Here is a 24,491-nt window from a genome sequence, read left to right as displayed (position 1 = left end):
AGTTTTCAAAAATTAAGAAGGTATTCAAAAAATCTATGTAATGCTTGTGAATACTTGTTGTTCCGATGACACCTCTTCGCAAGTATTGTAAAAACACCAAAAACAAAAAATTTTTACCTCTACCATCATCAAACATTACAAATCCTAATACACTTATCACCACCAAACTCCTACCCACCTCTTTATACCTAACTTCCAACCACCTAGACCTACTCTCATTGAAATGACTTATTGCCTCCTAAACCTTGTATCCATCCCTATCGTATTGATACCTGTAATCTCTACAACCCCTCTCATACTCCTTCCTCAAAGGATGCTTCACCTTATTATGTACCTATCCTCCCATACCTCCTCTCAAACTCCAACAACTCAACACTCCTACCATACAGAATATCCTCATACACCTACACCCATTCTCCTTCAACACCTTCTCAACAAAACCCCTACTCACAAAACCATCCTCCTCTCATCAGAGTATGCCGACCCCCTCAAACACTCAACAACCATTGCTTTCCACTTCGTCACAAGAACATCTATTATGACAATCAGAGCATCCCCGTGTTTCTTCCTTCTGCTCCTGCTCTTGTAATAGTCCCTGTCAATTATCCTTTCTATCTTGCTGTACATTCGTTGAATATCTTCAAACAAGAAGAACTTCTCACTCTATCTCCGAGAGACATCATTTTAACACAATTTCACAATCACACTCCTCTTCTTGCCTAATCTCTGAAGACATCCCGCAATTTTTTAAACACCTTTACAATTTTTTGAAAACTCTTGTTACAGATGGTAAAATTAACTTATGTTGAAGGAGATATTTTACCTAATGATCACAATCTTAATATTCCTTTTAATTGGTGTTTTAGTTTCTATAACAGACATAGACTATACAGTCGCAAAGTATTACTCGGAAGACAATAAAACCAACAAACCAACTTACTCAAAGAAGAATAATAAGAGTTTTAACCAAAATTTTAACCAAAAGCCGTCAGGTATTAAGGTTGAGATAGTAAATGAAAGCGGCAGTAAGTTTATACTCGTAGATAAGGGAACTACTCAACTAGAAGTATTTGCGATAATGGGCGGTAAGGTCAAAAATATCTTGACAATTACTAACCTATTAAAAATAATTACTAACGGAGATAGCAAAATAGATATGAGGTGATTTTATGAAAGACAACAAAAATCTTGACGAGATAGAAATTGAACAAATAGACTTAGACATAGACCAAAATTATGATGTTAGTCTTGATATAAGTTCTTTGGATGACTTCGGAAGTATGCCTAAAAGTTCTTCTGATGCATCTCTAGATGAAATTGAGGTCATTGAAGATGTGTCAGAGAAGCAAGATATCAATATCAATAAGGAGGATATGCAGCAATCTTCTGATTCAGATGAAGATAAATCTGTATCCATATCTAATGATGAACTAGACAGTATCCTTAGCGATGCAACTTTAGAGGAGGAAGAAGGAGTTACAGTTGATCTAGGTGATATAAGCGAACTTGAAAGCACAACTACCAAGATGGATGAGGATATCTTTTCCAAAGTTGAGTCAATTGATGAAACTAGCAGAATAGATATTGAAGAAGAGCCAACAATAGAGACAGAATCAGTAGAAATATTAGAAGAAATCTCTCTACAGGAAGAAGAATCAACTCTTGACGAAAGTATCTTCACAAAAGCATCAGAAGCGATAACTACTGAAAGTGAGATAGTCTCAAGACAACGAGTTATTGAAACATCAGAAGAAACTCTAGAACTTGGTTCTCAAAGCGATTTAATATCCATATCTACTGAAGATTATAATAAACTCGTTGAAGAAGAACAAGGAATACCATTAGTAGATAGACCAGAAGAGATACTTGATATCACAGAGGAAGAAACCATATCTCTTGGAGAACCTATCTCACCGGAAGAGATAGGGATTTCACCTAGTGAGAAGATTGAAGAAGTAGAGTTAGCATTTGAAGACGAAAAAACTTTAGAAATCTCCGAAGAAACTGTTATATCAGACAAGATCCTTAGTGAGGATATAGTTGAAGAAGAACAACTTCAACCTAATTCGTTCGAAGAGGAGACAATTTTAGAGAGCCCTATGGAAATATCCGAAACAGGAGCGACAACTGTTCTGGAAGAAATTGAAAAAACATCTGAAGAATATAAACCAGTCACAAGTTTTGATGAAGACATAGAATTAGAAACTGAAGTAGTAATGGGCACTGAAGAAAAACGTAAAGAATTCTCTGTAATGCCCGATGAAGTAGGAGTTGAAGAGATAATAATTGAACAACCACAACAGGCAGAAGAAATACTAGGCATAGGCTTTGGAGAAGATGTTTCTAAAGAGGAAGAAATTAGTTTGTCCTCAGAAACTTATTCTGAAGAAGTTATAAGCGAGATTGGTGTAGCTGAAATTCCAACTGAATCAGAAGTCACAGCCGAAGAATCTATCATCACTGAAGAAAGAGCATCAGTAGTTGAAGAAGCAATAGATACACTTCCAGAACAAGACAAAGAAGACATTAGAAAGATCTTAACCTACCTTGACAAGCTACTTGAAAGCCTACCCGAAGATAAGATAAAAGAGTTTGCCTCTTCTGAATACTACGACCTTTATATTAGGATATTTGATAAACTCAAGATAAAATAAAGAGGTATCTATGGGACTACTGGATAAAGCTAAATCTTACCGAGAAAAGTTAATTCTACAGAGCCTACAAGGTGAAAATAATCTGTTTTCTTTCAAACCAGTAACAATAGAAGATTTAAAAATTCTTAAAGAATACTACGAGAAAAACCTAGCATCTTCTATCTTCACTGACAAGTTCGGATTGATAAACTTACTTATGAAGGTAGTGGAAGATATCAAATACTTCTCTTCCGTTGAGAGTATAGCTTCGTCTCTCTACACAATCATAACTAGATTGAATTTTGATGTTCAAGGTATTGGATATTTCTCTGAAAAACTTGATGTAATATACGGCGAGATTGAAGACAGAGAGATACCTACATTCTTTGGAGTTAACTACTACACTAAAGTAGATGAAACAATATTCTTTAAAGTATCAGGAGAGATGGGAACATTCTTGGTAGTAAAGGCTAAAGGAAAAGTTAAACTTGAGGAAGATACTGAAATGATACTGAAAAAGTGCATTGATGTCCTATCAATCTCTCTTAGACTCATCCAATTCAGAGGATTTGAAATAGGTAGATTTTGGGGTGCGAGGAATGCTTTAGCACTTAGCCAACTGTATGCCATATCAAGTTCAAACACTATTTCTGAAGAAGAGAAGGTTATAATGACATCCTACTACCTAAAGGAGCTGTTCGGACTTAATTTCGTAATAATATTTGACGATGAGGACAGTTATATAAATCCAAGATATGCTATGGACTTCCCCATTGATGCTATCGGTAAAGTAAAGATATCACCAGATATGATAGGTAATAACATAAACAATATGGAAGTAGTTGATCTAGAAATGTCAAAGTTTTTCATATACGGAAGTCAAAACATAGCTTTTGTAAAATTCAAGAATAAGATTTTATGTATAGGTGCTAACTATAATCTATCTTTCGTTATATCAATGCTTTCAAGTATGTAGTTACCTCTCCATCTTCCACTTTTCTTTCGCCCTTGGTCCCATAAAAGGTTTATTCTTTATATCTTTTACGGTATTCACGAATCCATCTCTGTGGTTTTGAGAAGCCATCATGTAGAAGATGCCTAGTAGAAAACCACCTGTGACAACAAAAAGTACAATAAGCGAAACGACTCTTTTTCTGTTCATAGAATTAAAATTTAGCACATAATTATCAAAGTTTCAAATGATAATATTTGTCTATCTCTTTTCTAGGTCAAACAGAGATTGGTCCTCCTCCTCACGGATCTTTGAAGTCTCTGGTTTGAGTTCTACCTTCCTCCTTTCGGAAGGTATAAGTCCTTGAGGTCTAAAGATGATCATAAGAAGCATTATTATACCGAAAACAAGCATCCTAAACTCAGTAAGTTGAGAGCCTAGAACATCTCTCAACAATTCAGGTATTCCGTAAAATACTATCGCACCAATAACAACACCAGGTATGCTACCTATACCACCTATCACAACTATTGCTACCAGAAGTATAGAATCCCAAAACTGTATCAAGTTCGGAGTAATATAACCAACCTTGTGAGTGTATATCACTCCAGCAACTCCACCAAATATACCACTTATTACAAAAATGAATAACTTAAGTTTTGAAACATTTATACCCATAAGAGAAGATGCTATCTCATCCTCTCTTATAGCAACGAGTGCCCTACCAATTCTAGAATTCTCTATCCTATACGATGCTAGAATGCCGAGTATTATCATAACCACTGTGAAGATATACACTTCAAGGCTTGAAGACAGTTGATAAAATCCAAAGTTAATATTCTCAATCGTTTGACCTACTCTAGGTAATCCTCTTGGACCGTTTGTGAGAGCATCAAAATTATTTGCTACTATTCTGACTATCTCACCAAACCCGAGTGTCGCTATCGCTAGATAGTCCCCCCTGAGTCTTATAAGCGGTAATCCAATAATTAGCCTAAATAACATTACAGAAATTACAGCACCCAAGGCAGAAAAAACAAATGGAATACCACTAGTGTTTAAGATAGCAGTAGTATAGCAAGCAACTCCGAAAACCCCTATGAAACCAAGGTCAAGAAGCCCAGTGTATCCGATAACAAGGTTTAGCCCCAAAGCCAAAAGTAAATAAACACCAACCCTTATCGCAACATCCAAGTAGTAGGACGAGGTCCCCCCTATCACTATATAGTGTATAACAGGAAGAATAAACGCTATCCCTATCAAGATATATATAATCAGCCTTATTCCATTCATAACAGATACGATATTATAGTATAAACATTCCTTCCAAGGATTTACCAATACCTAATAAGATGTGTTTATCCAACGAACCAAACTCCGATACTATCCCGAACTCCGGCAAAATCAATAAACTGACTTAACTTATATACAATCATTAAGTGTGAATTTCTTAAATCCCTGCAATTCCAAACATAGAAACTAAAAATTGAACAAACTTCTTCCAAATATTTTATAATTATGTTGTGAAGCATTCACTTATTCTTATATTAGGACTACTGATACTGAAAATGACGGGATTTAGTATTGAGACCGACTTGAAGACATCAAAAACTACAAGTATTCAAAAATCTCAACAACCTACTAATGTCTCTTCAACAAATACAAACGAGGTTAGCATTCAAGAGTTATTAGCAATTCTTGAGAAAAACCAATTCAAGACAAACATCTCCATATACGAAACAAATGTCTTACAGAAGGTTGAATTTAACCAGATGAAATCACTCAAAGCAACATTTGAGTTTGAACCAAAGGAGGATATCAAAGAAAAACCTTTCTTCTTGAGTTATGAAAGAAGGTATGAAATAATACTACTCGTTTCAATTCCTACAACCTATATGGTTGCAAAGTATCTCATGGAGCAAGTATCATTCTACAACTACAGAGACAACAACAGAAATCTCAATACACAGCAATGGGCATACATCATAGCAAGTTCTATAATTGTTCCTTTCATAATTGCAACGGAAGACCACATACAGTATAAAAAGTTCGTTGAAGAAAAATTGAAGTATTGAGGATTAAACTCTGAGGCCAAGTTGCCGTTTTGAATCCAATTTACTATCTTGTTTATAATCAAGGATTATGAAAAGCGTAGATGATATAACCTCACTAATATCAAAGAAGAGTAGAAAAGTAGACTCATCTGGTATCAGAAAAGTATTTGACCTTGCTCAGAAGATAGAAGATCCAATAAATCTAAGTATCGGACAACCTGACTTTGATGTTCCAGAAGAGATAAAGAAGGAAGCAATAAAAGCGATTGAAATGGGGTTCAACAAATACACTGTGACACAAGGAATAGAACCGTTGAGAGATAAACTAACCGAATCCATAAACTCAAGGAAAAAAACAAAATATACAAAGGAAGACTGTATTATAACATCTGGTGTTTCTGGTGGTATAGTTCTGACACTTATGGCATTACTGGATGACAGAGATGAGGTTATAATATTTGACCCATACTTTGTAATGTATAAACACCTTACAAACCTTTTCGGCGGAAAACCAATCATTGTTGATACCTACCCAGATTTCAGACTATCAACAAGGAAGAAAGAAATAGAAGAGAAGATAAATGAAAGAACAAAAATAATAATGATTAACTCTCCTGCTAACCCCACTGGCAAAGTTTTATCAAGAGAAGACATTGAAACTATATACCAAATTGCCAAGAAGTATAATCTGATAGTTGTTTCAGATGAGATATACGACGAATTCGTTTATGACGAGGAGTACGTATCAATCGCTAGTATGTATCCTGAAAGAACTATCTTGCTTGGAGGTTTCTCAAAAACTTATGCTATGACTGGATGGAGAGTAGGATACGCTTTCGGTCCTTCACCTATAATAAAAGAGATGATCAAATTACAGCAATACACTTTCGTCTGCGCTCCATCTTTCGCTCAGTATGCATCAATAAAAGCATTGGATTACGATATGTCTGAATACATATCCAAGTACAAGCATAAGAGAGATTTGGTTTATGAAGGCCTTAAAGATAACTTTAACCTAGTTAAACCAGAAGGTGCTTTCTATTCTTTCCCATCACCTAAAGGTGGTGATAATGTTGGAGAATTCGTTGAGGAGTGTATAAAGGAAGGTGTTCTAATAATACCCGGAAATGTCTTTTCTGAAAAGAATACTCACTTCAGGCTATCCTTTGCCGCAAGCGATAAAACGATAGAAAGAGGCGTTGAAAAGATAAACAAGATATACAAGAAAATCTACAAATAATACAATACATGAAATGTTATGTCTGTAGTAACGACCTTATCGCAGTAGCAGATAAACTCTACAAATGCACTTCCTGTAAAACACTTCAGCGACTTAACCCAGAAGAGTACTACCAAAACATACTTGAAGTTTATAACTCCAAATACTTCGCCGAAAGATACGAAAGCAGGTATGGTAGGAAAGCAAGTGAAGACATAGAGAATATGAGAAAGATCACACACAGAAGATTAGACACAATAGAGAACATCTACCTAAGAGAAGGCGAGTGTTCAGGATGCGGTAGTGGAAGTTGCGGCGGATGTTATGTTAGGAATTTCGTGTCTTCACTTAAAAACAAATCTCTCTTGGATATTGGATGCGGAATAGGAGTGTTCATAGATATGGCGAAAAGAAGAGGATTTAACATACGAGGTATTGATATAAACAAAGAAATCCTACATCTACTACCTCCTGACATAAGAGATAGGGTTATAATAACAGACTTCGCAAATTACGAGACAAATGAAAAGTTTGACATAATCACCATCTGGTATGTCATAGAACATTTGCCCAACCCTAGAGAGGTTTTAAGGAAGGTATGGGGGCTTCTAAAGTATGGAGGAATACTTGCGATTTCAACACCAAACGGAAACGGATTTACACAAACTTTCAAACCTAAATTCTACTACTCTCTCGTTCCAGAAGACCACATATTTGAGTTCTCACCAGATTCCCTATCAATTCTACTCAAAGAAGAGAATTTCAAGGTTATAAAGATAGTGAATACAGGTTTCCATCCTGACAGAGTTTCTAGAATACCAATCATTAAAAACATACTAGAACTATACCAAAGGATAACAAATGTCGGAGATACATTTGAGATATACGCAGTTAAAAAAGTCCAAATATAACTATTTTAATAGCAAAGTTTAGATTTACAACAAATCATTTTTCTATTCATTCCCCTAACCTTTTTTAGATTAATCACCTACTTGGAATACTACTAATTCCTTGAGTTGGTTACTTGCGATTGAAACTCCTTCCAATTATTCAAAACCTTTTCTACTAATCCATCAAATGGTATCTTGAGTATACCTGAAGCAAACTCATAAACGTATTTGACCATGTATGGGTAATTCTTCTGTCCCCTGAATGGTGTTGGTGCTAGGAAAGGAGCATCTGTTTCAAACAACACTCTATCAAGAGGAACTTGCTTGAGAGATTCTTGTAGGTTGGTTGCTTTCTTGAACGTAAGATTTCCTGCGAAGGAAATATAATATCCAATGTCAACATACTTCTTTGCCATTTCTGGCGTTCCAGAAAAACAGTGCATAATCCCCTTAACAGAATCGTATTTCTTAAGAACCATAAGCGTATCCTCAAACGCATCCCTTGAATGTATTAGAACAGGTTTGGAATATTTCCTAGCCAACTCCATCTGTAGTTCAAACATTTCAATCTGCTCTTGTTTAGGAACAGGCATTCTGTAATACTCAAGCCCTATCTCACCTATCGCAAAAACATCGTAAGAACGGATAACATCCTCCAGTTGATTTATTTTCTCCTCGCTAGGACTATGCTCTGGATACCAACCACAAGCAACCTTAATACCCTTGCTAGAAACATACTTTACAACATCAACATCCTTCATAAAAGAAGTAGGAGATGTATATATACATATCCCATCAACAAGTCCCTTCGCTATGGAGTCATCAATAACACTCTTCTGAATGTTTATATCCTCTTCTATCATGTTGATATGAAAGTGAGTATCAACGAACATAAAAACCTCTGAATTAGTCTTCTCTAGAAAGAAATCTAGTTATTCTCAAGACTGCTTCTTTTATTCTTTGCTTGTTCTGGACCATAGCAAACCTTACATACCCTTCTCCATACTCACCAAACCCACTCCCCGGCGAACACACTACTCCTGTCTCTTCAATCAAAACCTTAGTAAATTCAAGAGATGTCAAAGCGGAGTATTTAAGAGGTATTTTAGCCCAGACATAGAAGGTAGATTTGGGCATCTCAACTCTCCAACCTGCTCTATTAAGTCCTTCAACGAAGGTAGTTATCCTGTCGTAGTAAGTTTCTTTGACTTCCTGAATGAAATCCTCACAATACCTCATAGCTTCAATACCTGCAAGTTGTATAGCCTTGAAAACTCCAAAGTCTATGTAACTTTTAGTTTTCCTGAGTATTTCAATCAATTTAGCGTTTCCAGATGCAAAAGCAACCCTCCAGCCAGCCATATTGAAGTTCTTGGATAGTGTATGGAATTCAATACAAAAGTCTTTAGCACCTTTAACTTCTAGAATACTAGTTGGTCTATATCCTTCTTCGTATATCAGATCAGAATAGGTTATATCACTTACGATTATTATTCCTTTGTCTTTGAAGTAATCTACGAGTTCTTCGTAAAAATCAAGTTTAACGACTGCGGTTGTGGGATTTTGCGGATAACTCACTATAAGTATCTTAGCAAGCCTTAATATTCCGGGGTCTATCTTCTTGAAATCCAAAACATACTTATTATCCTCAAGCAGGGGGACATAATAGACTATTCCACCTGATGCTATTATACCATTAAAGTGCGCTGGATAGGTTGGTGATGGAACTATGACAATATCTTCACTGTTTATGACACCTAGAGCGAAGTGAGCGATACCTTCTTTTGAGCCTATAAGTTGTAATGTTTCCTTTTCGGGGTTTAGTAACACATTGAATTTTCTCTCATACCAATTAGCAATTTCTTTTCTAAACTCCTTTTCTATTTCACCATCGTGCCTTGAATAATTATGAACATCATCTCTATCAAGAGCTTCTTTAAGTTTTTCAATGACTCTTTTTGGAGGTTTCATGTCGGGGCTACCGAGACTGAAGTCAATCGTATCAATCCCCTTTTTCTGAACCTCTAACTTCATACTATCAACAACTGAGAAGATATAAGGAGGAATTCTCTTAAGTCTATTCGCTTCAGCAAATTCGTGTTTCATAATTTATATACTCATTATTATAAAATCGTAAAATAAAGCATTTCAATTAGGAATGGGCTACCAGTTGTAATCCAAACTTGATGTGTCCCCTAACCCCCCTAATCTCCATCCCACAACACCCGTCCCATCAACGACTATCCATCTCACCCCTGCCTTCCTCAAAAAAACTCATATTTAACTTAGGTATCTTCCGATTAATCACATCCTTTATCTCTCTCAATCTCTTCAAACGGTAGTGTATGTCTATCCCCAGTTTTCTTTTCACAACCTCTCTTGCTTGCCTATACGAAAGCCTTCACAGTATCATAAGAACATCTATCAGGACAATCAGAGCACTCTTGCGTTTCTTTCTTCTGCCTCTACCTTTGTAACAGTTTTCACTAATTATTCTTTCTATCTTGCTGTTTGTTCAATACCTTACAACAAGAATAACCTCATACCCTGTCTCCGAGAGACATCATTTTAACAAACTTTCGCAAACTCATTCCTCTTCCTACCTAATCTCTTGAAACATATAACAATTTTTTGAACACCCTTTATCTGACCTCCGAGAGATACTATTTTAATATACTTTCACAAATACATCCTCCATCTTGTCTAATCTCTCAAGATATACAACAATTTCTTGAATAGACTCTTCGGTTAATTGAAACAAATTCAAAACTTTTGTTATATTTCTCTTATGAAGAACCTGAAGAGTAGCGAGATAAGAGAGGTCTTCCTAAAATTTTTTGAGAGTAGAAATCACAGAGTAGTTAGTAGTAGTCCTCTTATACCACCAGATGATCCAACACTTCTTTTTACAACTGCAGGTATGGTTCAGTTCAAGCCATACTTTTTGAGAGAAAAGACCCCTGAATACACTAGAGCAACATCGGTTCAAAAGTGCTTGAGAGCAGGTGGCAAGGCAAGCGACCTTGAGAATGTAGGTAAAACACCAAGACATCATACCTTCTTTGAAATGCTTGGTAACTTTTCATTCGGAGATTACTTCAAGAAAGAAGCGATAGAATACGCTTGGGATTTCGTTACTAATGTTGTTGGAATAGAAAAGGAATTGCTCTGGGTTAGCATTTACAAAGACGATGAAGAAGCGTTTGAAATATGGAACAAGAGGATTGGTATCCAAAGCGATAGGATCATTAGGCTTGGAGAGAAAGATAACTTTTGGGGACCTCCTGGCGATGAAGGACCTTGTGGTCCTTGCTCTGAAATATACATTGACTTAAGAGAGATCTGGGGTTATGATAAAACGACTTGTAAAACACCAGAGGACTGTGATGGATTTCTTGAGTTTTGGAATCTTGTATTTATGCAGTTTCATCAGGATAGAACAGGTAAAAGAACTGAACTTGAATACAAAGGCATTGACACAGGCATGGGACTTGAGAGGCTTGCAATGATACTACAAAACAAGAAAAGTGTTTATGAAACGGATGTATTTGAACCTATAATCAACAAGATAGTATTGGAAACCCAAAAGAAATATGAAGGAGATAATACTATTCCTATAAATGTTCTAGCGGACCATTCAAGGGCTATAACATTCGTAGGTGCTGAAGGTGTTTATCCTTCTAATGAAGGAAGAGGGTATGTAATAAGAAGAATATTGAGGAGAGCGTTAAGGTACGCTAACAAGATTGGTATCAACGAACCAATAATACATAAGATTATTGATGGTGTTGTAGCATCTATGGGAGATGCTTATCCAGAGATTGTGTCCAAAAAAGATAATATAAAGAAGGTTATAAAGATTGAGGAAGAGAGATACTTTAGTAATATAGCAAAGGGAATAGAATATCTTTCTGAACTTATACAAAAGATAAAAGAGCAAAAACGCACAATTCTTCCTGGAGCAGAGGTATTCAAACTGTATGACTCAATGGGCGTGCCTCTTGACTTAATTGAGGATGTTTGTAAGGATGAAGGACTTTCTGTTGATTGGAATAATTTTAACGAACTTATGGAGGAACAAAAACAGCGAGGTAGAATGAGTTGGAAGAAGGAAGAGGTGGTTTTTGACTTTAACATCATCACTAAAGGAGAAACATCAACTAAATATGTTGGAGACGAGTACTACGAATATGAGTCCAGAGTAAAAAAAATCCTACTCAAAGAAGGAGAAAATCTTGTTGAGTCGGAAGTTCTAAATGAAGGCAATCTGGGAATCGTGATAACCGAGGAAACACCATTCTATGGAGAAGGAGGAGGACAGATAGGTGATATTGGACTTATAACTGCTGATGAAAATACAGGATTGGTTCTTGATACAAAGAAAGAAAACGATGTATATCTACACATCGTAAGACCAGAGAAAGGAGAGATAAAGAAGAATAGCAAGGTTAAGATGATTGTAGATATCAACAGAAAAAAAAATATAGCAAAACATCATACTGCTACACATATCCTACACGCTTCTTTGAGGAAAGTTTTAGGAACACATGTAGCACAGGCTGGGTCTTTGGTTGAACCAAACAGATTGAGATTTGATTTCTCTCACTACTCATCACTAACCGACGATGAAATTAGGAATATTGAGGAAGAGGCTAATGAAATAATCTTTAAAGATGTTGAGGTTATTAAGACATTTATGCCGAGGGAAGAGGCTATTAAAAGCGGAGCGTTAGCATTCTTTGGAGACAAGTATGGAGATATTGTGAGAGTCGTTAGTATATCTAACTTTTCAAAAGAACTCTGTGGCGGAACGCATGTAAATAGAACTGGGGAAATAGGAATTATTAAAATTACTGACGAGAGAGCAATAGCATCAGGAGTGAGAAGATTGGAAGCAGTCGCTGGTAAGTCAGCACTTGATGAGTTTAGAAAGTATAGTCTAATACTAGAAGAGCTATCAAGAAAACTGGGTGTAGATTTTGACAACATACCAGTCAAAGTTGATAGCATACTGAAGAAACTTAAAGAACTTGAGAAGTCAAGAAGTAAAGCATCAAGGCAAGTATCAGTGGATGAAATAGTCAGTGATGTTGAGGATATTGGGAATATCAAAGTGGTTTTCAAAGTTTTTAGTGATGTAGATACTAACTCTTTGGGGAGATTGGTTGATTCAGTTAGAGATAGAATAAATAACGTTGTTGTTTTCCTGGCTTCGGAAGGGGACAAGGGAATTAACTTCGTTGCTGGAACGAATGTTAGTGGATTAAACATCCATAAGGTTTTAGAAACACTCAAAAGCGAAGGTGTTAAAGGTGGTGGTAGGTCAGACTTCGTAAGAGGTGCAATAGACAAAGGAAGAGATTTGTTGACAATTAAGGATTTGTTTATATCGCAACTAAAAACTATATACTGAAATTTAAGAATCTTGAGTAATTTATGGAACTTAAAACCATTGTAGTATATTGTAAAGATGTCTTTCAGGCACACACCAATCGTTAACGTTCTTGTCTGAAGTTATAAAAAACTTAAGTTAAAAGAGATAGTTTTAGACACATTAGTTGTTGGGCTTTTGGCAATTTCAGAGTTACATAGTCTTATTGGATGGAGTCAAATTCGTAGGTTATTCCAATGCTAGTATCGTAAGCAAACTCTGAAAACCTTGTAGTGTTGAAAATCTCAAATCCGTAAGGTAATATCAGTTTCAAGGTAGTCAGATATGGATAGAGTTGTCTTCCTCCGAAAGAACCGTTATAACCAAGCCCCACATTTACACTAAAATATTCAAGTTTCAGCAACCTAACTTCAGAAAGAACCTCAAAACCAAGAGTCGAGATTACACTCTTTGAAATTGACAAGTAAATTCTATCTATCAAGTTTGTGTCGCTATAACTTACATACCCCAAGAACCTGACGTTACCAGAGAATGGTTCAAAGTCATCTACATTAAAGCCAAGCACTAATCCTTCGGCAAAACTTAAAGAACCTCCAACACCGTAATAAAACCCTACACTTTGAGTTATCGCACTTATAACGCTACTCTTAAGTATAGTAAAACTCCTAAAGTTTCCTAAATTTATACCAATACTAGCAGAGAGTAAGGTTTCATAAATTCTATAACTACCAGTCTCAATATAGTATTCAGAGTTTAACAATCCGTAATTTTTAACTTCACCGTAATCGTTATACTCTATCTTAAGTGATATGTCAAATGAGTATATGCTTACACCTCCATCAACAATGAATGAGTTTTTCAAGCTTGATAGGCTTCCAATCACCTGGATGTAGTTTGATTGGTATGCTAAGGCTAGAAGAGTATTTAGTAGAATATTAGAAAGAATTAGAATAAAACGCATGTTTTAATTCTTCTTTAGTGATAACCAAATCATCAGATTGTTTGACACCCTTAATTATGAGTTTGTGGTCTTTAATCACTTCACCGATCAATCTAAACTTTAATCCATAATGTTGAGATATAGTTTTTATAGTATCAAGGAATTCCTTATCAAAAGAGAATATACCTCTACTTTGAGTTTCGGAGAATAGTGCTATTGCTGGATAGACGGGCAATGATGAAAGGTCAAGCATTACTCCAAAATCTGTATCTATCATACTTTCAACGACTGAAACAATCATACCACCATCAGATACATCGTTAGCAGACGAGACAAGACCATGCTTTATTACAAACCTTGCGAATTCCTGTAATTTTCTCTCAACCTCAAATTCAATTATAGGTGGTTTTCCACATACATCTTTGTCCAGTGCTTTAAGAATTTCGGCCATTCCAAAATCTTCTTTTGTTTCGTTACCGATGAGTGCTATCAAATCTCCCTCTTTCTTGAATTGAGCATCAACTACCTTTGTTATATCATCTATTATACCTACACATCCTACAGTTATGGTTGGATAAACTTGAGTTCCATTATACTCGTTATAAAGAGATGCATTACCACCAGTTACTGGAACATTTAGTTCCTTACAAGCCCTAGCCATTCCCTTTATACCTTGTTGTATCTGGTATGAAACATTCTCATTGTCAGGAGATCCAAAGTTTAAACAATTTGTTATACCAGCGGGTTCAGCACCTACAAATGAAACATTCCTACAAGCCTCTGCTACTGCAACTGTGGCACCAATATAAGGATAGGAATACATATACCTTCCATTTCCATCAACCTTAAGCGCTAATCCTTTGTTGGTATCCTTAATCCTTATAACAGTAGCACCCGCTTTACCAGGTGGTATGACCGTATTCGTTTGGACAGACCAATCGTATTGCTCGTATATCCACCTCTTGGAAGATATATTTGGAGAGGACAAGAGCTTGAGAATAGATGATTTCAGATCTTCTATGAAGACAGTTGGCTTTATATCTCTTATTTTCCTTACTTCGGTATCCTCTTTGGATGGTTTTTGGTAGAATGGAACCTCATCAACCAGATATTTTAGCGGCAAATCTACAATTTTTTCATTATTATACTTCACAACACATCGTTTTGTATTAGTTATCTTTCCTATCACAGCCCAATCTAACTCCCATCTCTCAAGAACTTCTTTAACCTTATCAAGTTTAGATGGTTCAACGATTGCTAGCATTCTTTCCTGCGACTCTGATAGCATAATCTCATAAGGTGTAATGTCACTTACCCTAACAGGAACTTTATCAATTTCAAGTTCAATTCCAACACCTCCCTTTGACGCCATCTCACAGGATGAGCTTGTAAGTCCAGCAGCACCCATATCTTGTATAGATACAACTAAGTTATTTTCAGCAAGTTCTAGTGTTGCCTCTATGAGTTTCTTTTCAACGAAAGGGTCAGCTATCTGGATGCTTGACCTATCCTCATTTGACGAAGTGTTAAGTTCAGCAGATGCAAAGGTAGCACCATGAACACCATCCCTACCAGTTTTAGCACCGTAATAAACAACCAAGTTTCCAACACCTTTAGCAACAGATTTTACAAGTTTGTCCACTTTTGTTATACCTACACACATTACATTGACGAGAGGATTATTTTCGTAAGCATCTTCAAAATACACTTCTCCTGCAACCGTAGGAACTCCAATACAGTTTCCGTAATCAGATATACCTCTAACGACACCTGTAAGGAGATGTTTAACCTTAGGTTTCGACGGATCTCCAAATCTTAAGGAGTCAAGAAGTGCTACAGGTCTTGCTCCCATTGAGAGAATGTCTCTAACGATTCCACCAACTCCAGTTGCAGCACCTTGATAGGGTTCCACGGCACTAGGATGGTTATGGCTCTCTATCTTGAAGACTATTGCTAAATCATCTACTCTTATGACACCAGCATTCTCACCAGGTCCAACATAGATGTATTTACCTTCTGTAGGCAGTTCTTTCAGTAGTTTTCTCGTATGCTTGTATCCACAATGTTCGCTCCACAATGCTCCAAACATCCCAAGTTCAATTTCATTCGGTTTCCTACCTAAGTACTCAACTATAAGTCTATACTCGTCCTCTGAAAGTTTCAAAATGTTCAAATGTTCCTTAGTTCTTTCGTTAATATCTTCCTTTAGTTCGGCTGACATCTCTCTCTCCAAAAATCTCTCTCTCCAAAAAACATTATTAAAATGTTTGCAATATTTTAACAAATCTTCACTCTCTTACTCAACTTGAGTAGATGCTAAAAATCATACTAATGGTATTTAATATCTAAAAATTTACACTAAACCCTTAATTTGATTATCATAATATTAATTATGAAAAAGTCATTTTTTGTATCATTAATATGTGTTGTATTTAGCACATACACATCAGGTATTCAAAATCAAACTATATCGGTAATTCCGGAAGATAGTGATAGTAGATTTATGGCTATGCTTATGGAGACAAAACTCGCAAACTCCGGTAAATTAAATATATATTACCACATTGGTAAGATAGGTGATGATAACGAAAAGATGAAGTTTATGTCTGATAACAAACTGTCTGGTCTTCTAGCAATAAGCAACAAGACATTAAGAATATTTACAACCAAAGGGTTGCTAACGAATATCTCCTTGAGTGATGATAAGGTTGAAGCAATAGTTTCAAACATTCTAGAAATATTTCCTCCAAAGGAACCAGAAAAGATACTCAAGGAGATAGTAGAAATTGACTATGTAAGCCCTCTTGAAGAAACAAGAACAAAGCATAGCATTGCAGTACATATCAATCCCACTCAACCAATAATACGTCTTGAAAAAGAATCATTGGGAACTAACATTAATATGGGACAAACGAACATTTTCCCAATTACCGAAGACTTTGAACAAAAACCTGAATATAGCATTAGATATATGATTGGCTTAAGTTATGGTTTAGATACTAGATATTTCTCGCTTTCTTTAGGATTATCTATTGAACCCAAACCGAGCCCCAATTTTTGTATTGACTTATCTAGTGGTTTCTGGTTTTTCAAAGGTTTTATGATGATAGGACTTGGAATGTTGTATGAACATTCAGTGTTTGAAATCAGAGGATTTACAAAACACAATAACGAAACACTTAATCTTCAATCAGATTTGGAAAGAATAAGTTTTGATAACCTCTACCTATTCCCCGTTGTGAAGTTAAAGTTCAGTAAGAATGAAGCTTTATCCTTTATTCCACTTTTAGTTCTGTCAGGGAATGTAGGAGGAGAGAATGTAGTGATTGATAGTAGTGCAGCGGAACCGGGGAATGTCAGGTTTTTAGGGATAATGATTTCCTTTGAAACATCTTTCATTGATAACATCTCTTTGGGTTTCCAAATAAAAGCATTGACATTGTCTTTAGGAACCACTGGCTATTTATTAGATGGTAGCAATATAGTTTTCGTTTATAGTGCTTCTATTTCCGAATCTGTATTTCTAAGATACAAGTTCTAGGGGTAATTTATGAGATTTGTCTTCGTTTTTGTAATATTCTTAACACTGCTTGTTGAATACGCTTCTGCTAAATGGAAGATAGGTATTTTTAACATAGAGAGTTTTGATGTTGTTGGTAGTGGTGTTGCGAATGCTATAAAAAAATCATCTTTACTCATTCTATCAAGAGACTTTGATATGACTGACATAAACACAAACTTAATTGACAGAAATGAGGTTCTAAATGAGGGGACTAAAAGCAAGGTAGATTTCTCAATCTATGGTTTTGTATCAAAGAAGTCTAAAAACCAATATAGGTTGGTTTTACACCTTCTGGATGTGGCGAACAAGAGTGTTAAGGTATCTAGAGAGTATGAATTTGAGTATGATGTTGATAGGATATTTGAAGTCATTGACAGCGTCGTTGAGGACTTCAGAGAAGGTGCTAATAAGGTTTTACCGAAGTATGAAGAATCACTAGCGGTGGAGTATAGAAAGATAATAGAAGAGAGGTTTGAGGAGGTTACAGTACCTGGACGGTTTTTAATATCATTTAACATATTATCATACTTTTTTGATCTAGGTTTTACAATCTATCCTTCTATAGCTTTTAGATATATAAACAACTCAAAAGGTGGATTACTAGGTAATGGATGGTTCGCTGGATTTAGCATACCAAGTCTTCTGATTTCATTCAATACTAATAAAACAAGAGTAGGAAATACATCAAAAGAGATTTCCGTATACCTAGGAACTAAGATTATAGGTCCTATTGGTCTTGGAATAGATTTCTTAGTAATTAGATTTCTACAGGATGGAATTCTACCTCTACAACCTCGTTTCTGCATATATCTGAATATACTAGACTTTGATATCGTTACTTATTTTACATTCCCTAGAAGAAATGGAGATAATATTTCTGATTACACAGGTTTAAGTTTATCAATTATGTATCAGTTTAGCAAGGAACTTGGAGCAGAAATACAGACAAGTTTTGACGATTATTATGTTAGGAGTTACCAAGACGTAAATGAACCTAGAACTAGAAGAGGTTTTTCTATTGGTCTAGGTATTTTTAGAAGTTTTGAATTTTGATCTTTTGAATTTTGATCTTATGAAACAGAGTCGCTTACAAATTATCAAACAAGGGGGAATTATCCCCCTATAAATCCAAAAATATCTTATAGCCTACCCGTTAGAGATACTTCAAAGTTGATACCTTTCTGTGGAAATGCCGCTGGTGAAAGTCCTGCACCACCGTTTCTTGGGTTGAGGTTCCACCACTCTTGGTTGAGAAGGTTTCTAACTGCTATATTAAGATCATAGGAAGTATTAGCAAAAGTGAATATATCATTGACCAATAATGATGCATCAACTATCCAATACGCTGGAAGTCTTCCTAATGTTGTTGATAATGAGTTTCCTAGCCCTGGGTCAATATCACCAACGATATAATTAAGTATGGATAGATAAGCATTTTCTAGAACTTTGTAAGATACGATTACACTACCTTTATGTTGAGGGATTGTCGGTATGCTTCCGTCAACCCAGTTTGAGTTTGTTGTAGTTCCTTGAACGGTTACTTTCCAGTATGACTGAACTCCTGTTTGGTAGGTATAACCTAGCGTTATCTGGATGCTTGGGAAGAATGGTAGAGTAATCTTTAGATACTCTTCAGCACCCCATATCCTTACAATCGGGACTTCAGTTACACCAGAACCTTGCTCTGGTATCGTAACTTTAAAGTTCTCTCCATAATTATAAAATCCTGCAAGTGAGTTCTGTAACCAATCAGAAATGATCTGGAACCAACTTAACTCAAAGGTCCAAGTTGACGCTGACTTGAGCTTCTGGATACCACCTTGCTTGTTAGCAGCACCCCATAGTTCAAACACTGTAGGCTCCCTAAACGCTTTACCAACAAGTAGTTTAAAAGCAGCTCCCTCAAACGGTTTTAAAACTATACCACTCCTCGGGTTTATCTCAAACCTCGTTTGATTACTAACTATGTAAGCATCTCCTCTACCACCTAGCGTAACAAATAGCACTTCACTTATAACAGGAACTTCCCATTGAGCGTAGAGACTTGCTTTTATCCAAGATGCGAGTTGCTTATCAACATCAACATAAGGATGAACATCTATAACATTAGTTGGACCTTCTACAAGAGTTGAGTAATCAAGCCTATTCCAAGAAGCACCTAAACCTCTTAAAATATCAAGAACCGCACCAACTGTAAGTCTGTGTTTTTCCGCAAAATATAGAGCAGCTTGTAATTCCGTTTGGAACCTTAAGCTCCCTGGAGACTTTAGATTTGAGTAGAACCCTCTCCATGCTTCAATATCACCTCTTGTGATGTTTGTATCTTGTGAGTTTGTTATTGGATAGCCACTTGGTGAAACATCCAAAATATCGCTAACTTGTGTATGATTACCCCACAGATAATCTTGCCATACTCTCTGTTCAATCTTAAGTTTCAAGAAATCAGGAATTAGAAATTGTTCAAAACCACCGAAGAGTACTCTCTGATCTCTACCGTCCTCGTCAAAGTAATAAACCCATTGAATATCTTGAACTCCTCTTCCATCAATCTGGTAATTATAGACACCACCTAGATAGAAAGGTCCATAACTTAGCTTAGCATACAGATATCTATTATAACCTGTATCACTATAGTCCCAAAGTGAGTAATTAGGTCTTCTGTTTATATTAGGTGTTTGAGGAGCGTAAATGTAATACTTCGTAACCTTATCGTAATAGTTTGGTCCATCGGTAAGATAAACCCTACCAAAAACTTTGTATCTAAACTCTCCTATTTTACCACCAAGTAATGCGGAAGGAGATAGAGTATTGTATGAACCAAACTTAACACTTGCCCTTATACCATTGATTTCTTCCTCATCGTATGTGACAAGGTTTATTATACCACCCACTGCATTAGCACCATAGAGTGATGATGCAGGACCTTGTATCACCTCAATCCTTTTCACATGGAATAGAGGATAGTTGTGACTTATGAACGATTCACTTGCAATATTATTATTCATCTCAACTCCATCAAGAAGAACCAAGGTAGTGTCAAAAGCACCTACAAACCCCCTTTGTCCGCCGAAAAGGAAGAAGTCAGGATCATAGACATCAACGCCAGGAACAAACCTCAACACTTGATTTAGTTCAGAGAAACTCAGTACCCTTAAAGTCTTTTGGTCAATAACATAAACAGTTGCTGGTGCTTCAGAAACTGTTTGCTTCTGCTTCGTAGCTGCTACAACTATGCTCTCCTCAATCTTGAAAAAATCTTCTTCAGTTATCTGAGCATAACCCCCAAACTGAAGAAGAAATATAAACAGCATAATAATTATGTTCAGCATGTGCTTCATAAAACCCTCCTTAAAAATTTAAGAAGACTTTATTTTCTCAACTAATAAAATGGTAAAATCATCTCTTGGTGGAACTCCTTCAGCAAATCTATCAATCTCACTTAGGATCTGTGCTAGCAGTTTTTTACCAGATAGATTCCTATCAACACATTCGGCAACTATCTTTTTCAGCCCTTCAAGTTCAAGTTCTTTATTCGAGAGGTTCCTTCTCTCTGTTACACCATCGGTGTATAGTATCATCTTATCTCCATCTTTAAGAACGAAATTTGAAGAAGTGCAACTATAAAGTTCTGGCTGGATTATACCTACAATCGCTCCTTGAGCCTCTGGAAGTTCTTCAAAAGTTCTAGTTTTGGAGTTATACAAAATAGGCTTGTGATGCCCTCCCGATGAATAAACCATATTACCTTCTCTGTCAACAATTGAAGTAAATATTGTTAAGTAATTCGCCATAACTTGACTAGCATCACTGTTTATTATTCTTATCCTCTCGTTGAGTCTTTCAATTATCTCTGACGGATTACTCGTTTCAAAACTTATATTTATAAGTGATATTTTTAACATAGTAGTAACTAGCGCAGCAGGAATACCATGTCCTGAAACATCCGCAACGTAGAACAAAAGTTTTCCACCCGGAATTGGAAATATATCAAAGAAGTCTCCCCCTATCTTCTCCATAGGTTGAGAGTATCCAAAAACAACAAAGTCGTGCCACTTGTATCCTCCATTAGGCATTATACCCTTTTGTATCTTACTTGCAAAGTCTAATTCCATCTGTATTATGTCATCTTTCTCTTTGAGTTTTTGATACGCTTCTTGTAATTCTTTTGTCCTTTGAGCAACTAGTTCCTCCAAGTGCTCACTATATTGTTTTATGTTTTTTCGCATCTCATCAAATGTTTTTGCAAGAACACCAATCTCATCGTTCGTAACGATCTCAACGCTATAATCAAAGTTTTTGTTACCAAACTGTATAGCAGCATCTTTGAGTTTAAGAATAGGTGTTGAGAAACTTCTTGCAAAACTCCAACTAAATACGATACCTATACCTATCAAGAAGGTCACTATAAGCACTGATATAATTATATTCATCAAGAGCTGCTGATCTAGGTATCTAAGAGTTGTCCCAAATCTTATGTATGAAGACACCGATTCTCCTATTACAACCGGAACTCTAACATCAACACACCTTTCATTACCATGAACAACTATATTCAATCTAACATCTGCTGTAAAACCATAACCATATGGATCAAGCTTACCTAAAATTTTTGTGAAGTTCTTGTAATCAGATAATATCTTGCTCTGATCCTTTATCAATTCATCTCTAAATACAGGAGAAATAACATCTCCATTAACATCTTCTAGGTAACCATAAACAATCTCCTTGTCTTTGTCTACAACATCCTCTATGGCTTTTTGAACATCAAGATACTGAAACCCTGCTATGTAATTAGCGGATAAGACAGCCATGCTTCTAGCAAGCATACCAGACCTGACAACTATTGAAGACATCATTTCATTGTTAGATTTGAGTATAAATATTATACTCATCACAAGAGACATAGAAACAACTATTATTGATATAACTATTGAAAGTTTAGCTCTAATGTTGAGGTTTGAAAAAGACAACATAATAACCCCCTACTCAATAACCTTATCAACCAAACTCAAAATATCCTCACTTATACCTAACTTCTTAGAAATCTCTCTATTCACGGTTACAAATGTTCCTACAACTGGAACTATACCTATCTTATTAGGAGTGCTTTTGTCCTCAACTATTCTCCTCACTATGAGTGCTATCTGGGAACCAATACTATTATAGTCTGGAGACACACTGAAAAATCCACCTGCTTTGACGAATGGTTCTGAATAAACAACCGAAGGTTTCTGCCTCTTGAAGCTTTCAGTTATGAAAAATATTATTGAGTTCTTATCTAGAACAGCAGTGTCAGGAACCATCCACATAACATCAGCGTTCTTTGATATGTTATTATATGCTGAAACAAAGTCTTTAGATGATTGAATGATACTTGAAATAACCTCAACATCTAGGCTGATCTTCAAGCTATCAACAGAAGGCTTTATATAAGAATCAAAGTAGTCTTTACTACATATAACCCCAACCTTCCTGAAGTTAGGATAGATTGTCTTAAGATTAAAGAAGACAGATTCAGGCGGAATTTGTAATGAAACACCAGCAATATTTTTATATTTTTCAATGTCAAACTTCTTATAGTTTATGACCATGGAGAAAACTATCGGTATATCTGTTTTCCCAACAATCTTTTCAAAAATACTAGCACCTAGAACTACCACAACATTTGGTTTTAGCCTGGAAACTATTTCTGGCACATCATCCATTGAGTTAGTATCACCTTGAAAGTTATACGAATAAACATTATAACCCTTGAGTGACTCCGCTATACCGTTATCAACCTCTTCAAAAGTTGAAATTTTATCCGAAACCAACACTAAAACCTCTTTACCAGTCCTTTTAGGAAATGAGAAAGTCTTTATATCTCTTATAACCTCCGAAAGGGAAGAGTATGAAAATACGAATAACAAAGATATTAAAACAATTATCCTCTCAAAGATTCCCATAAACAACCTCCTACTTAACTTTAGATATTATTTTAGGGTCATTATTTATTGAGTCAAAGAGCATTAGACTTAGAAATTGCTTTGCCTCTGGCGTTAGTAACAACCTCTCAACTTCCCTAACTTTGGAGAGACTTCCCTTTCCCAGAACATAACAGAAGACAGGATTATATATCTCTCTACTGGTATATACAACCTTCAATAAACCAAAGTCCACAGGACTTATGGATTTAAAAACATCAATACTACTCTCAGACACCAGTGCAAAATCCGCTTGCTTGAACTTCATTGCCAGAAGTGCATCAAGATCCTTAGGAACCTTCAGAACCCTTGTCTCAATAGGAACTATATCTGATATGTCTCTGAAAGAAGATGCTAAAACACTATTGCCAAGATCTTTGATACCTATCCCCTCTTGAAAAGTCACTACTCTTTTGGTATATGTTACCTTCTTATTCCTCTCAAAAACAAAAGAAGCATCAACATCCAAACTCTTCTTCTTCGTTTGGTATATGATGGAGTTTAGAATAAAATACTCAGGAGAGTATTGTTTAACTGCATTATTAAAGGAGTTTTCGTCTGCTGTGACCACAAATTTCAAACCAACCTTTGAGAATAACTTACTACCTTCAGAATTTATGTCAACTATCCTTCTCAAATTACCATCAGGGTCGTAGTATACAACAGTTTGAGAATAAGCATTAACCCATAACAATAACAAATCAAAAACTAAAAACCATACAAAGAATATTCTTATCATATAACTTGTTGAAATTATAAGAACATTATAAATTAGTTTCAACAATAAAGTCTAAAATTTTTTGTGAGATGATTCATTAAAATAGTTTAAGGTTATGGAGATGGATATTTTTAGTATATCACACCTCTTGCTACTCTGTTTTCTTTC

General features: G+C 35.8%; 21 protein-coding genes. 9 read left to right on the top strand and 12 right to left on the bottom strand.

Features of this window, described 5'->3' with window-relative positions; genetic code table 11:
- Nucleotides 1-447 precede the first annotated feature (447 nt).
- Entirely contained in the window at nt 448-627 is a 180-nt protein-coding gene (locus NZ579_02535) for a hypothetical protein (protein MCS7298826.1), read from the bottom strand.
- Nucleotides 628-802: 175 nt separating this feature from the next.
- Between NZ579_02535 and NZ579_02530 the strand changes: the two genes are divergently transcribed.
- Genes NZ579_02530 through NZ579_02520 form a run of 3 tightly spaced genes read left to right on the top strand, consistent with a single transcriptional unit; the run spans nt 803 to nt 3,609 of the window.
- Entirely contained in the window at nt 803-1,165 is a 363-nt protein-coding gene (locus tag NZ579_02530) for a hypothetical protein (protein MCS7298825.1), read from the top strand.
- 4 nt (nt 1,166-1,169) lie between these two features.
- A complete protein-coding gene (locus tag NZ579_02525; GenBank protein ID MCS7298824.1) occupies nt 1,170-2,654 on the top strand; it encodes a hypothetical protein in 1,485 nt (494 codons plus the stop codon).
- A gap of 10 nt (nt 2,655-2,664) precedes the next feature.
- Entirely contained in the window at nt 2,665-3,609 is a 945-nt protein-coding gene (locus NZ579_02520; protein ID MCS7298823.1) for a hypothetical protein, read from the top strand.
- Here the strand turns inward: NZ579_02520 and NZ579_02515 are convergent, their stop codons facing one another.
- Nucleotides 3,610-3,795: a hypothetical protein gene (locus tag NZ579_02515; protein ID MCS7298822.1), complete on the bottom strand. Its 186-nt coding sequence runs from the start codon at nt 3,793-3,795 to the stop codon at nt 3,610-3,612. It lies immediately after the preceding gene.
- A gap of 51 nt (nt 3,796-3,846) precedes the next feature.
- Nucleotides 3,847-4,878: a branched-chain amino acid ABC transporter permease gene (locus NZ579_02510; GenBank protein ID MCS7298821.1), complete on the bottom strand. Its 1,032-nt coding sequence runs from the start codon at nt 4,876-4,878 to the stop codon at nt 3,847-3,849.
- Between the two features lie 230 nt (nt 4,879-5,108).
- Between NZ579_02510 and NZ579_02505 the strand changes: the two genes are divergently transcribed.
- The 3 genes from NZ579_02505 (at nt 5,109) to NZ579_02495 (ending at nt 7,769) form a co-directional block, all read left to right on the top strand.
- The gene (locus NZ579_02505; GenBank protein ID MCS7298820.1) at nt 5,109-5,660 is read left to right on the top strand and encodes a hypothetical protein; all 552 of its coding nucleotides are present in this window, start codon (nt 5,109-5,111) and stop codon (nt 5,658-5,660) included.
- A 67-nt stretch (nt 5,661-5,727) separates the two neighbouring features.
- Entirely contained in the window at nt 5,728-6,879 is a 1,152-nt protein-coding gene (locus tag NZ579_02500) for an aminotransferase class I/II-fold pyridoxal phosphate-dependent enzyme (protein ID MCS7298819.1), read from the top strand.
- Nucleotides 6,880-6,887: 8 nt separating this feature from the next.
- Nucleotides 6,888-7,769: a class I SAM-dependent methyltransferase gene (locus NZ579_02495; GenBank protein MCS7298818.1), complete on the top strand. Its 882-nt coding sequence runs from the start codon at nt 6,888-6,890 to the stop codon at nt 7,767-7,769.
- A gap of 92 nt (nt 7,770-7,861) precedes the next feature.
- Here the strand turns inward: NZ579_02495 and NZ579_02490 are convergent, their stop codons facing one another.
- The 3 genes from NZ579_02490 to NZ579_02480 form a co-directional block, all read right to left on the bottom strand.
- On the bottom strand, nt 7,862-8,641 hold the full coding sequence (locus NZ579_02490; protein MCS7298817.1) for a TatD family hydrolase: 780 nt from the start codon (nt 8,639-8,641) through the stop codon (nt 7,862-7,864).
- 13 nt (nt 8,642-8,654) lie between these two features.
- Nucleotides 8,655-9,854 (bottom strand): aminotransferase class I/II-fold pyridoxal phosphate-dependent enzyme, encoded by a 1,200-nt coding sequence (locus tag NZ579_02485; GenBank protein MCS7298816.1) that lies wholly within the window; start codon nt 9,852-9,854, stop codon nt 8,655-8,657.
- 127 nt (nt 9,855-9,981) lie between these two features.
- On the bottom strand, nt 9,982-10,119 hold the full coding sequence (locus NZ579_02480) for a hypothetical protein (GenBank protein ID MCS7298815.1): 138 nt from the start codon (nt 10,117-10,119) through the stop codon (nt 9,982-9,984).
- Between the two features lie 417 nt (nt 10,120-10,536).
- On the opposite strand from NZ579_02480, the gene alaS reads away from it, so the two are divergent.
- Nucleotides 10,537-13,161, top strand: coding sequence for an alanine--tRNA ligase (alaS, locus tag NZ579_02475; GenBank protein ID MCS7298814.1), 2,625 nt, complete (start codon nt 10,537-10,539; stop codon nt 13,159-13,161).
- 181 nt (nt 13,162-13,342) lie between these two features.
- Here the strand turns inward: alaS and NZ579_02470 are convergent, their stop codons facing one another.
- A complete protein-coding gene (locus NZ579_02470) occupies nt 13,343-14,101 on the bottom strand; it encodes a hypothetical protein (GenBank protein MCS7298813.1) in 759 nt (252 codons plus the stop codon).
- A complete protein-coding gene (purL, locus tag NZ579_02465) occupies nt 14,076-16,301 on the bottom strand; it encodes a phosphoribosylformylglycinamidine synthase subunit PurL (GenBank protein MCS7298812.1) in 2,226 nt (741 codons plus the stop codon). Before purL ends, NZ579_02470 begins: the two co-directional genes overlap by 26 nt.
- Nucleotides 16,302-16,472: 171 nt before the next feature.
- Here purL and NZ579_02460 point away from each other — a divergent pair, with 171 nt between their 5' ends.
- Nucleotides 16,473-17,621, top strand: coding sequence for a hypothetical protein (locus NZ579_02460; GenBank protein MCS7298811.1), 1,149 nt, complete (start codon nt 16,473-16,475; stop codon nt 17,619-17,621).
- Nucleotides 17,622-17,630: 9 nt separating this feature from the next.
- A complete protein-coding gene (locus tag NZ579_02455) occupies nt 17,631-18,695 on the top strand; it encodes a hypothetical protein (protein ID MCS7298810.1) in 1,065 nt (354 codons plus the stop codon).
- A gap of 86 nt (nt 18,696-18,781) precedes the next feature.
- On the opposite strand, the gene NZ579_02450 is transcribed toward NZ579_02455, so the two are convergent.
- Genes NZ579_02450 through NZ579_02435 form a run of 4 tightly spaced genes read right to left on the bottom strand, consistent with a single transcriptional unit; the run spans nt 18,782 to nt 24,344 of the window.
- The gene (locus tag NZ579_02450) at nt 18,782-20,980 is read right to left on the bottom strand and encodes a TonB-dependent receptor plug domain-containing protein (protein ID MCS7298809.1); all 2,199 of its coding nucleotides are present in this window, start codon (nt 20,978-20,980) and stop codon (nt 18,782-18,784) included.
- Between the two features lie 18 nt (nt 20,981-20,998).
- Nucleotides 20,999-22,615, bottom strand: coding sequence for a SpoIIE family protein phosphatase (locus NZ579_02445; protein ID MCS7298808.1), 1,617 nt, complete (start codon nt 22,613-22,615; stop codon nt 20,999-21,001).
- A 9-nt stretch (nt 22,616-22,624) separates the two neighbouring features.
- Nucleotides 22,625-23,587, bottom strand: coding sequence for a hypothetical protein (locus tag NZ579_02440; protein MCS7298807.1), 963 nt, complete (start codon nt 23,585-23,587; stop codon nt 22,625-22,627).
- 10 nt (nt 23,588-23,597) lie between these two features.
- Nucleotides 23,598-24,344, bottom strand: coding sequence for a hypothetical protein (locus tag NZ579_02435; protein MCS7298806.1), 747 nt, complete (start codon nt 24,342-24,344; stop codon nt 23,598-23,600).
- Nucleotides 24,345-24,491 lie beyond the last annotated feature (147 nt).

The sequence above is a fragment of the Spirochaetota bacterium genome (assembly GCA_025061835.1).
Lineage (GTDB): Bacteria > Spirochaetota > Brevinematia > DTOW01 > DTOW01 > SKYB106.
The sequence above is the reverse complement of the archived record's forward strand: the minus strand, read 5'-3'. Positions and strand labels throughout refer to the sequence as shown.

Bases quoted from the DNA above. Each gene is read 5' to 3' on its own strand.
- NZ579_02485 (MCS7298816.1), bottom strand. From the start codon at position 9,854: ATGAAACACGAATTTGCTGAAGCGAATAGACTTAAGAGAATTCCTCCT.
- NZ579_02530 (MCS7298825.1), top strand. From the start codon at position 803: ATGTTGAAGGAGATATTTTACCTAATGATCACAATCTTAATATTCCTT.
- NZ579_02520 (MCS7298823.1), top strand. From the start codon at position 2,665: ATGGGACTACTGGATAAAGCTAAATCTTACCGAGAAAAGTTAATTCTA.
- NZ579_02445 (MCS7298808.1), bottom strand. From the start codon at position 22,615: ATGTTGTCTTTTTCAAACCTCAACATTAGAGCTAAACTTTCAATAGTT.
- NZ579_02470 (MCS7298813.1), bottom strand. From the start codon at position 14,101: ATGCGTTTTATTCTAATTCTTTCTAATATTCTACTAAATACTCTTCTA.
- NZ579_02515 (MCS7298822.1), bottom strand. From the start codon at position 3,795: ATGAACAGAAAAAGAGTCGTTTCGCTTATTGTACTTTTTGTTGTCACA.
- NZ579_02525 (MCS7298824.1), top strand. From the start codon at position 1,170: ATGAAAGACAACAAAAATCTTGACGAGATAGAAATTGAACAAATAGAC.
- NZ579_02500 (MCS7298819.1), top strand. From the start codon at position 5,728: ATGAAAAGCGTAGATGATATAACCTCACTAATATCAAAGAAGAGTAGA.
- NZ579_02440 (MCS7298807.1), bottom strand. From the start codon at position 23,587: ATGGGAATCTTTGAGAGGATAATTGTTTTAATATCTTTGTTATTCGTA.
- purL (MCS7298812.1), bottom strand. From the start codon at position 16,301: ATGTCAGCCGAACTAAAGGAAGATATTAACGAAAGAACTAAGGAACAT.
- alaS (MCS7298814.1), top strand. From the start codon at position 10,537: ATGAAGAACCTGAAGAGTAGCGAGATAAGAGAGGTCTTCCTAAAATTT.
- NZ579_02535 (MCS7298826.1), bottom strand. From the start codon at position 627: ATGTACAGCAAGATAGAAAGGATAATTGACAGGGACTATTACAAGAGC.
- NZ579_02490 (MCS7298817.1), bottom strand. From the start codon at position 8,641: ATGTTCGTTGATACTCACTTTCATATCAACATGATAGAAGAGGATATA.
- NZ579_02455 (MCS7298810.1), top strand. From the start codon at position 17,631: ATGAGATTTGTCTTCGTTTTTGTAATATTCTTAACACTGCTTGTTGAA.
- NZ579_02495 (MCS7298818.1), top strand. From the start codon at position 6,888: ATGAAATGTTATGTCTGTAGTAACGACCTTATCGCAGTAGCAGATAAA.
- NZ579_02510 (MCS7298821.1), bottom strand. From the start codon at position 4,878: ATGAATGGAATAAGGCTGATTATATATATCTTGATAGGGATAGCGTTT.
- NZ579_02435 (MCS7298806.1), bottom strand. From the start codon at position 24,344: ATGATAAGAATATTCTTTGTATGGTTTTTAGTTTTTGATTTGTTATTG.
- NZ579_02460 (MCS7298811.1), top strand. From the start codon at position 16,473: ATGAAAAAGTCATTTTTTGTATCATTAATATGTGTTGTATTTAGCACA.
- NZ579_02450 (MCS7298809.1), bottom strand. From the start codon at position 20,980: ATGAAGCACATGCTGAACATAATTATTATGCTGTTTATATTTCTTCTT.